Below are 6,147 nucleotides of genomic sequence, written 5' to 3'. Positions count from 1 at the left end.
GGGACGGCTCGACGCGATCTCCGGCCGGGCGATCGACCGGATTGCCGATTGTTTCGTGCGCATGGACGCAACCCCGCTCGACCGTGTCAGCCGTGCCTATCCGTTCGCCTACGACCTCAATGCCCTGGGCGAGGTGGGGGAGGCCGGAAAACTGTTCGAACCGCGGGCGGCATATGGCGGCGCGTCGGCGTTCTCCTGGCTTGTCGAACAGTTTTCATCGGACGGCCAGGGCGAAGGCAGCCGGATCCTGATGCTGGGCAACGCGCTGATCGGATTGGGATTGCGCCTGCGCGGTGTGAAAAACGACTCCACCGCGATGTTCGATCGCTTCGCGGAGCGGGTCGGATGGACGTCCGGCAGCGTCGAAGCCGATCGCCCCGTTGCGCGCACGGCATAATATTGCCGAAATGCATGAAGCGGCCCCATCCTGAAGACCAATGGTGGCCGCTTTCAAGTTGGACGGTCCGGCTCGGTTGTTTCTCCTTGGTCGGGCGGCCATAAAAGCGACCGAGGAGGCCTGTGCGGGCTGCTGGTGACGCACCAGCATTATCCATCATATCCACAGGCCGGGCTTTCCTCTCATATGGCCGTCGACAGGCTTCATCGAGCGCCGGAGGCGTTCGATAAAGCCATTATCCATTGTGGCGTTCCCTATATATCGGCGGAGCAGTGGCGCGACTGGGATTGGCCTTGATCTGGGCGCTTGCGCCAAGGTCGCCGGTGATGAACGCGCGTAGAGGATCGGCATCACATAAGGTCGGCCAGGTAGGGCCGCAGCAGCGCCAGGTCGGCGGGGCCGAGGCGGTCCGATGCCATGGTCGCCTGGTGCCAGAACGGATAGGGCAGTGGCCTGCGGCTGGCGCGTTCCAGTTTTTCGGTTTCTTCCCGGGTCAGGGCCACGGATGCGGCGCCCAGATTGTCCGTCAACTGGGCTTCGGTCCGGGCCCCGATGACGACCGTGCTGACGGCGTCGCGGGTCAGCAGCCAGGCCAGAGCTACCTGGGCGGCTGAAATGCCGCGTGCGTTGGCGATGCCGATCAGCACTTCCACGATGTCGTACAGGGCGTCGGTGTCGTGGACCGGCGGTTCGCTCCATTGGGCCAGTTGGCGTGTGCCTTCCGGAGTGGCGTGCCCGCGACGGTGCTTGCCCGATAGCAGGCCGCCGGCCAGGGGACTCCAGACCATCACGCCCAGGCCCTGGTCGACGGCGCAAGGCAGCAATTCGAGCTCGGCCTCGCGCGCCTGCAGGGTGTAGTGGATCTGGTGCGAAATCGGACGTGCAAAACCGTTCCGGTCGGCGATGCACATCGATTTCATCGCCTGCCAGCCGGAGAAATTCGAAATCCCAACATAGCGGACCTTGCCTGATCGCACCAGGCTGTCCAGCGCCGCCAGCGTTTCCTCGAGCGGGGTCAGGCCGTCCCATTCATGCAGTTGATAGAGGTCGATATAATCCGTGCCGAGACGGCGCAGGCTGGCCTCGCACGCCGCGATCAGATGGTGACGCGACGATCCCCCAGCGCGCGACCGAGTATCTCCTCGGATAATCCGTTCGAATAGATATCGGCCGTGTCGAAGAGGTTCACGCCTGCATCGAGGCACAGATCGACCTGGCGTCGCGCGGCTGCGAGATTGGTCGAGCCGACCTTGGAAAAGGCGCCGGTCCCGCCGAACGTCATCGTACCCAATGTCAGGACCGATATTTTCAATCCCGATCGTCCCAATGGTCGATAATCCATCGTTTCCATTCCTTGGTCGTGCTGCGTGTGTTGAGGAAAGGCCGGGCTCTGGGCCCCACAACCTCGTTGCGGGGCCCAGAGCCCGTGCCTAACTGAAACGATCAGCGGTCATACGGGCCGACCATATCGAAGAACTGCATCTCGGCAGGCTGGGCCAGCAGCTCTGGCTGGCGCTTGAACCATTCCTGCTGGTAAGGCAGCGCCATATGCCGGTCGAGGTCCGCGCGCTCGCCCCAATTTTCATAGAACATGAAGACCAGCGGGTCATCCTTGCTCACCTGGAGCTGGTATTCCAGGCAGCCCGGCTCGCTGCGGGACTTGTCGATGAACGTGCTGAGCAAGGCCAGGAGTTCGCCGCGCGTTTCGGGTTTGGCACGCAGGGTCGCGGTCAGGGTGCAGCCTGGAGCAGTCATGGTAATTTTCCTTGTTCTTGTTGATGTGTGGGGGAAAAGACAAGATCGGTCAGGTATTATGCGGCGCGTTCCAGCCCCTGTAGCTGCCGATCGTGTCTTGGGTGATCAGGCTGGGGTCCAGTAGCCGGACGACGCCCGGCTTGATCCGTCCGGCCCGAATATCGAAACCGATGCGGGTCGCCGTGGTCGCGATGGCGAAGGGGTCCTGTGACGCGGTCGCCGCGATCAGGGTGTTGCCCCGCCGCATTTCCTGTTCCACGTCGGGCGAACCGTCGACCGAGGTCAGGAAGAACTCATGCCGTCCCGCCTGGCGGGCCGCCAGTTCGACACCCATCGCGGTCGGGTCGTTGACCGCAAACATGGCGTCCACCTTGGGAAGCGTACCAGCACGCTCTGGCCCACCGCCAGCCCGCCGTCGCGCGAGCCCTTGGCGTCGAGGTTAGAGGACAGGAGATTGATCCCCGGCGCCTTGGCGAACACCGACTGACAGCCCTTCACCCGGTCGGTCAACGCCGTGACCGGTGGACCATTGACGATCACGACGTCGCCGCGTCCGTGCAGGCGATCGACGATATACTGGCACGCGATTTCGCCGGCCTTGACGTTGTTGGTGGTAACGGTCGCGTCCGCGCCGGGCGCACCGACGTCGAAGGCGACGACCGTGGCTCCGCTGGCATGCATGCGGCGGCCCAGTGGGGCGGCGGCCCGGTAGTCCACGGCGTTGAACATGACCAGGTCGTTGCCAGCCGCGATGAAGGAATCGACCTGCGACGACTGTTTGCCGATATCGTAATCGGCCGAGGCAGTCTGCACCGGCACGGTGGGCGCCAGGGCCTTCGCCTGCTGGGTAATGCCCTTGATGGTCGCGATGAAGAACGGATTGCCCAGCGACCCTACGGTCACCCCGATCTTGTGGGCCGCGTCGTCCGCATGTGCGGAGGCCGCGTTACCAAGGGCAAGCAGCCCCGTAAGCAGCAGGATCTTCCGGTTGAACCGGCGTGCCGATCCAGGACAAGTCGGCTGGACGTGTGCCGTGAACATGGTGGCTGTCCTTGTTGGGCGCATCGTGCGCCGGTGTGGCCGGTTCGATCCGGCTTCTGGTGCGCTGGTCGGCCAGTTGCCGCCAGCGGGCCGCGTAGCCCCGCCATCCCGGAGGGTCGAAGGGGGCCACGCGGGCCGCCCGTTCGTGACGAAAGGGGTCCAGCCCCCGCGCGGCATAGGCCAGGCTTGCCGCACCGCACGCCGTTCCCTCCGGATTGCGCCCGACCAGCACGGTCTGGGCCGGACGAAGTGCTGCGACCAGACGCGGGATGACGCCGACCTTCGCCAGCCCGCCATCGAACACGATCGCGTCCGTACTGCGCAGCAGGTCCAGCGTCAGGTCCGTCATCGCGGCGACATACAGGGCCGCCAGCGCGGTACGGTCGTCCGGCGCGGACATGATGGTCCGTCCCGCATCGTCGACGAAGGTCCCCGCCCGGCCCGGAAAGGGACCGCCATCGGCGAAGGACGGCAGCGCGAACAGACCACGTGCCACCAGCGCGGCAATGCGTTCCTCCGTGACTTCCGCCGGTCCGTCGCCCCGGATCAGGTCGAATTCGCGGCCGCCCATGAACCGCGCGGTCGGAACCGGTTCATGCCGCACCGAGACATTCGCGAGCATGTCACGTTCGGGAACCAGGGTGTCCAGCGGGCAATCGGGATTCATGACGATGACCCATGTCCCGGTGGATACCATCGTCATGCCGCCCGGCACCACGCGTCGGTAATGGCTGAGCGACGCGTTGCTGTCATGCACTCCGTTATGCACGTCCAGCGTCACCGCTCCGCGCCCAGGAACGTCGAGCGTCATCGTGCCGACGATGGCCCCGGCCTCGCGGAAGGGCGGCATCTTTTCCCGCCACCCGCGCCGCTCCACCAGCGACGAGAAATCGTCCCGGTACGGCGACCACAGATGGGTGTGGCAGCCCAGCGACGAGATTTCGGACACCCGCGTGCCGCACAGCCGCCACACCCAGAACTGCGGATAGGTCATGACGTGCCGTGTGCGCGTGGCCAGTGTCGGGTCGCGCATTTCCTGCCAGACGATGTGCTTGCCGAACGCGAAGCCGCGCTCCATCGCCGGCGTCGCGGTTTCGGAAAAGGCCGGGCAAATGCGCGCGAACGCCGCCTCGATGTCCGGAGGTACGCTTTCCTCGTAATCGAGGATCGGCGCCGCGAGGTCGCCCTCGCCCAGCAGGGCGAAGGTACACCCGTGCGTCGTGATCATGATACCGTTCACATCGAACGACGCGACGGCCTCGCGCAGCACCGCCAGCATCCAGTCCAGCAACGCCGCGTCATCCAGAACGCGCAGCCCGTCCACCACCGGCCAGGCCGCGTGGGTGCGCCGTTCGGCCAGGATCGACCCGTCGGCACCGAACACCAGGAGCTTGGCGTTCGTCTTGCCGAAATCGAACACCGCCAGCGTCGGGTGCGCGACCGGCGGGGCGTCTGGCGGCGTCACGTCTTGTCGCCCGCGCGCGGGGCGACCAGTACCGCCACGCCCGCATCTTCAAGGATACGCACATCGTCCTCCTGCACGCCGTCATCGGTGATGAGGGTGGAAATCCGGTCGATCGGACATGAGAGAAAGCGTGCCCGGACCGCCAGCTTGCGGCTGTCGGCCAGCACGATCACATCGTCGGCGCGTTCCAGCATCGGGGCCGTCGCCTTCGGCAGCAGCGGGTGCGATTCCATCACGCCTTCCGGCCCGACGCCCTGCGCGCCCAGAAACAGGCGCGAGGCGAAGAAATCCGGCGGCGGCGCCTTGGGATCGTACAGGATGCCCGGCTCGCGATGCAGCGCGCCGCCCGCTACCGAAAGCTGGCAGATGCCCTGGGTGCCCAGGGCCGCCGCCAGCGGCATCGAGTTGGTGTAGAGCCCGATCGACCGCGCCGCGAGGCGAAGGCCCAATTGGTGGCAGGTCGATCCGCCCGCGACCATGACCATGTCCCCGTCGCGGCAGAGTCCCTCGGCCATCGCGGCGATCGCGCGCTTGGCGTCGACCGCGAGGTCGCTGCTCTGCGCGAAAGGCAGGGCGTGCGTCCGTGCCGCGGCGGTCAGGGACGCCACGCCGCCGAAGACCTTGCGCGCCTCGCCGGCCTCGTGAAGCTTTTCGATGTCGCGGCGAATGGTGGCCGGCGACACGCTCAGCATGTCGATCAGTTCCCGCACGGTCGCGAAGGGCCGCGTCTCGAGCATGGTGATGATCTGGCGCTGGCGTTCGGTCTCGGTCACGGGGGCGCGTCCTGTGAAAATGTGGTGATTTGTTGTGTCTGGAGGCACGATTCTCCGGTTTTCCGGTCGGGTCAAGCTGAATTTGATTGACCTGCGCCAAATGATGATGTCATTCCATCTTTTGTGATTGAATTGCGTCAAGGAATGCCTGCATGTTGTCGCATGTTCGACCGGCTGCGGAGATCGACGCGCTGCGGGGGCTGTCCGCGCGGCTTGGCGCGGATCCCAGGCGCACCCAGGGGGCGGGGGGGAATATCTCGATCAAGGAGGACGGAACGCTGTGGATCAAGGCGTCCGGCACATGGCTCGCCCATGCGCTGGACCGGCCGATCCTGGTGCCGATCGCGCTGGCGCCTCTGCTGGAGGCCTATCGGCAGGGCCGGAAGGAGGCCGAAACGGCGGTCAGCTTCCTCATCGGCGGGGCGGGGGACGTGCCACCGACGGGTGCGCCGGCCGCGTTGCGGCCGTCCATCGAAACGGCGGTCCATGCCGTGATTCCGTGGCGTGTCGTCATCCACCTGCATTGCGTGGAAACAATCGCTCATGCCGTGCGTACCGATGCGCACGACCGGCTGGCGGCGCGGCTCGACGGCCTGCCCGGCGTGCAGTGGACATTGGTGCCCTATGCCCGGCCGGGCGTGCCCCTGGCCCGCGCGATCGTCGCGGCACGTCCGTTCGGCGAACGGGCGAATGTCCATGTGCTGGCCAATCACGGG

7 protein-coding genes and 1 pseudogene are annotated in these 6,147 nt (G+C 65.9%); 2 read left to right on the top strand and 6 right to left on the bottom strand.

Annotated elements, in window-relative coordinates; genetic code table 11:
* A partial coding sequence (locus HUK84_RS08760) for a hypothetical protein (RefSeq protein WP_218064285.1) occupies positions 1-397 on the top strand: 397 nt, incomplete at its 5' end.
* 350 nt (positions 398-747) lie between these two features.
* On the opposite strand, the pseudogene HUK84_RS08755 reads toward HUK84_RS08760, so the two are convergent.
* The 6 genes and pseudogenes from HUK84_RS08755 to HUK84_RS08735 all read right to left on the bottom strand — a co-directional run bounded on the left by HUK84_RS08755 (position 748) and on the right by HUK84_RS08735 (position 5,431).
* Positions 748-1,739, bottom strand: a pseudogene (locus tag HUK84_RS08755) (aldo/keto reductase).
* Positions 1,740-1,840: 101 nt separating this feature from the next.
* The gene (locus HUK84_RS08750; RefSeq protein WP_176639958.1) at positions 1,841-2,152 is read right to left on the bottom strand and encodes a putative quinol monooxygenase; all 312 of its coding nucleotides are present in this window, start codon (positions 2,150-2,152) and stop codon (positions 1,841-1,843) included.
* 49 nt (positions 2,153-2,201) lie between these two features.
* The gene (locus tag HUK84_RS23160) at positions 2,202-2,486 is read right to left on the bottom strand and encodes a type 1 periplasmic-binding domain-containing protein (RefSeq protein ID WP_246285561.1); all 285 of its coding nucleotides are present in this window, start codon (positions 2,484-2,486) and stop codon (positions 2,202-2,204) included.
* A complete protein-coding gene (locus tag HUK84_RS08745) occupies positions 2,435-3,193 on the bottom strand; it encodes a substrate-binding domain-containing protein (RefSeq protein WP_246285560.1) in 759 nt (252 codons plus the stop codon). Before HUK84_RS08745 ends, HUK84_RS23160 begins: the two co-directional genes overlap by 52 nt.
* Positions 3,099-4,658 (bottom strand): FGGY-family carbohydrate kinase, encoded by a 1,560-nt coding sequence (locus tag HUK84_RS08740; RefSeq protein WP_317135266.1) that lies wholly within the window; start codon positions 4,656-4,658, stop codon positions 3,099-3,101. The genes HUK84_RS08745 and HUK84_RS08740 overlap by 95 nt, the downstream gene beginning before the upstream one ends.
* Entirely contained in the window at positions 4,655-5,431 is a 777-nt protein-coding gene (locus HUK84_RS08735) for a DeoR/GlpR family DNA-binding transcription regulator (protein ID WP_176639957.1), read from the bottom strand. The genes HUK84_RS08740 and HUK84_RS08735 overlap by 4 nt, the downstream gene beginning before the upstream one ends.
* Positions 5,432-5,583: 152 nt before the next feature.
* Here HUK84_RS08735 and HUK84_RS08730 point away from each other — a divergent pair.
* Positions 5,584-6,147 (top strand): class II aldolase/adducin family protein (locus HUK84_RS08730; protein WP_176639956.1); only part of this gene is annotated, 564 nt, incomplete at its 3' end.

The sequence above is a fragment of the Nguyenibacter vanlangensis genome (genome assembly GCF_013376155.1).
GTDB lineage: Bacteria > Pseudomonadota > Alphaproteobacteria > Acetobacterales > Acetobacteraceae > Gluconacetobacter > Gluconacetobacter vanlangensis.
This window is presented reverse-complemented; position numbering and strand designations above follow the sequence as displayed.